Origin of the sequence: Micromonospora sp. B11E3 (assembly GCF_039871625.1) — a bacterium.
In the GTDB taxonomy this organism is placed as follows: Bacteria; Actinomycetota; Actinomycetes; order Mycobacteriales; family Micromonosporaceae; genus Micromonospora.
In genome coordinates this window covers 1-2,145 of record NZ_JBDPMC010000186.1, presented here as the reverse complement: position 1 = coordinate 2,145, position 2,145 = coordinate 1, and the positions used below count along the sequence as shown (strand labels likewise).

Below are 2,145 nucleotides of genomic sequence, written 5' to 3'. Positions count from 1 at the left end.
ACGTCAGCCTGTGCCCGTGGAACATCGGCAGGATCACCGCGGCGGCCCTCGTACTCCTGCACATCGAGCACAACCGCACAACCTGATCACCCAACGCCACGACCCGTTACGCGGAAAGGCTCATTGGGTTACAAAGCATCCGAGCGGCTGCGTCCCGGACCAGACGACTGTATTGCGACGTGTACTTTGCGTCTTCGTACGAAGGCATGCGTTCGTTGTCTATTCGGAGGATATTGGCGGGTTCGGTTGTAAGTCAGATTGATGATCGAGGCTGATTGATCGGCCGAAGGTGGTCAGGCATCCGAGGCCTGTGCTCGATGATCAAGATTAGGACGTCGTACGTAGGCGCGTGCTCCCAGCTTGGACGGAGCCTGGTGATCTTTTGCCAACCCCAACTTCGGTAGGCGGCCTGGGCTGGGGTGTTGTCCGGGTCGGCCAGGAGAGTGGCCCGTTCTTCGGCACGGCCAGCAAGTATCTTGTCGTGCAACGACTTGGCGATCCCTCGGCGTCGCCAGTCAGGGGCCACCATCAGCTCGCTGATGGCGAAGGTCCGTTGCCCGTCCTCGTCGGCGAACCCGGCCGGGAAGGGCTCGCGAATACCGGCCCACCACCTGGTTTGGGCGGGTAGCGGGAAGCCGTAGATGTATCCGACCAACTCGCCGCCGACCGTGGCGGTGACCAAGTCCCAGCCGTCGCGCTGCGTGTGGCCAGCAAGCTGGCGGCGGTACCGGTCCTCGCTGTGGAACTCGTCGCCGTCCGCGTGTACCCTCAGGTACAGCTCAATGAGCTGGTCGATTAGCCCGGCCGCCTGTTCGGCGGTGTAATGCCGCAGATCCAGCCCTTCGATCATCCTTTCACCGCCTGGTCGTACGCCTCGACGAACTCCCGGCTTGCGGCCGTCGATCGCTGCGGTCGCCCCAGGCTGGACCGGACCTGCGCGAAGAGGCGGCTCACCCGCCCCGAACTTACCTGGTCAATCTCAGGCAGCAGGTTCATCGCCGTGTGCGCTGCCTCGTCGAGGTTGCCCTGCCTGCAAGCAGCATCGGCGAGCTGAACCGAGTAGTAGATCCGGTTACGCCGGAGAGCGGGGGAGGGATTCTCCGTGATGGTTCGGAAGGCGTCGGCGGCGCGTTCAGGTCTGTCCAGGGCGAGGTAGGAAAGGCCCTCGATGCCCTTGATCTCCTGCGCGGTGACGAAGTGGAGGAACGGCATGTCGTCCTCATTCGCACCGCGCTCAAACTCGCGTTGAGCCCTGCTCATCGCCCGGTTGAAGCCGCTCATGTCGTTCAGGGTGGCGTACGTTCTCGCAATGCGCAGGTGCAGCAGCGTGGCCAGCCGTGGGGTACCCCACCCAGCGGAGGACCTGAGTGCCGCCTCGGCGCTGTGCCGCGACTCGCCGGGACGGTCCTGACAGGTCAGCAGCGCGAGGTGGGCGAAGGCGCGTACCTCCATCTGCGGATCATCGATGAAGCGAGCCCTGGTGATTGCCTCGTTGAGGTAAGCCCTGGCTTCCACACGGCGATTCGCGTCGATGGTGAGCCAGGCAGTTTCTATGGCGAGGTCGGCGAGGGTAGCCTGAAGGGCTTCGCCAACGTCCCGGCTGTGGGTCGCCTTCGCCGCCCACATCGATAGCTGGGCGTGTACCCGGATAGCGATGTCGCAGAGCTGGTTGGCCCCGACCGCTGCGTCGGCGCGGCGGAACTTGTCCACCAGCGAGCCGGCGTAGCTTACCTGCTCCGTACCGATACTCCGGGGCGCGTCGGTGGGTGCGGCGAGCAGGTCGAGGGAGCCGGATGCTGCGATGCCCGCGAGGGCAGCGAGGGCGTGGAACTGTCGGCGGTCCGTAGTGCCACCTCCTTGATCCGATGCCGTGGTGTCGGCATCGGTCAGTGCCGGCCGGAATGCCGGCCCGACTTCTTTCACGGTTGCGACGTCAGGCTGCGCAACCTCGATCGACCGGCCGGGGAGGCTGAACCACAGGAAACGGGACGGGATCCGGAACAACTGCGACCAGTGAATAAGAGCCCGCGCAAATAGGTCAGACGCGCTGCCCCGGATACGAGGCGGGCACGGACATCCATGATCATGAAGGTGCTTACGCCTCGTGATCGTCAGGAGTGTCCGTGCCCGTTGTTCCATCATGGC

2 protein-coding genes are annotated in these 2,145 nt (G+C 64.5%); both read right to left on the bottom strand.

Going from position 1 to position 2,145, the window contains the following annotated elements:
* Window positions 1-253: 253 nt before the first annotated feature.
* Complete coding sequence (locus ABGB16_RS33545) at window positions 254-850, bottom strand: GNAT family N-acetyltransferase (protein ID WP_347672069.1); 597 nt, start codon at window positions 848-850, stop codon at window positions 254-256.
* A complete protein-coding gene (locus ABGB16_RS33540; RefSeq protein WP_347672068.1) occupies window positions 847-2,004 on the bottom strand; it encodes a hypothetical protein in 1,158 nt (385 codons plus the stop codon). Before ABGB16_RS33540 ends, ABGB16_RS33545 begins: the two co-directional genes overlap by 4 nt.
* Window positions 2,005-2,145 lie beyond the last annotated feature (141 nt).

Bases quoted from the DNA above. Each gene is read 5' to 3' on its own strand.
- ABGB16_RS33545 (WP_347672069.1), bottom strand. From the start codon at position 850: ATGATCGAAGGGCTGGATCTGCGGCATTACACCGCCGAACAGGCGGCC.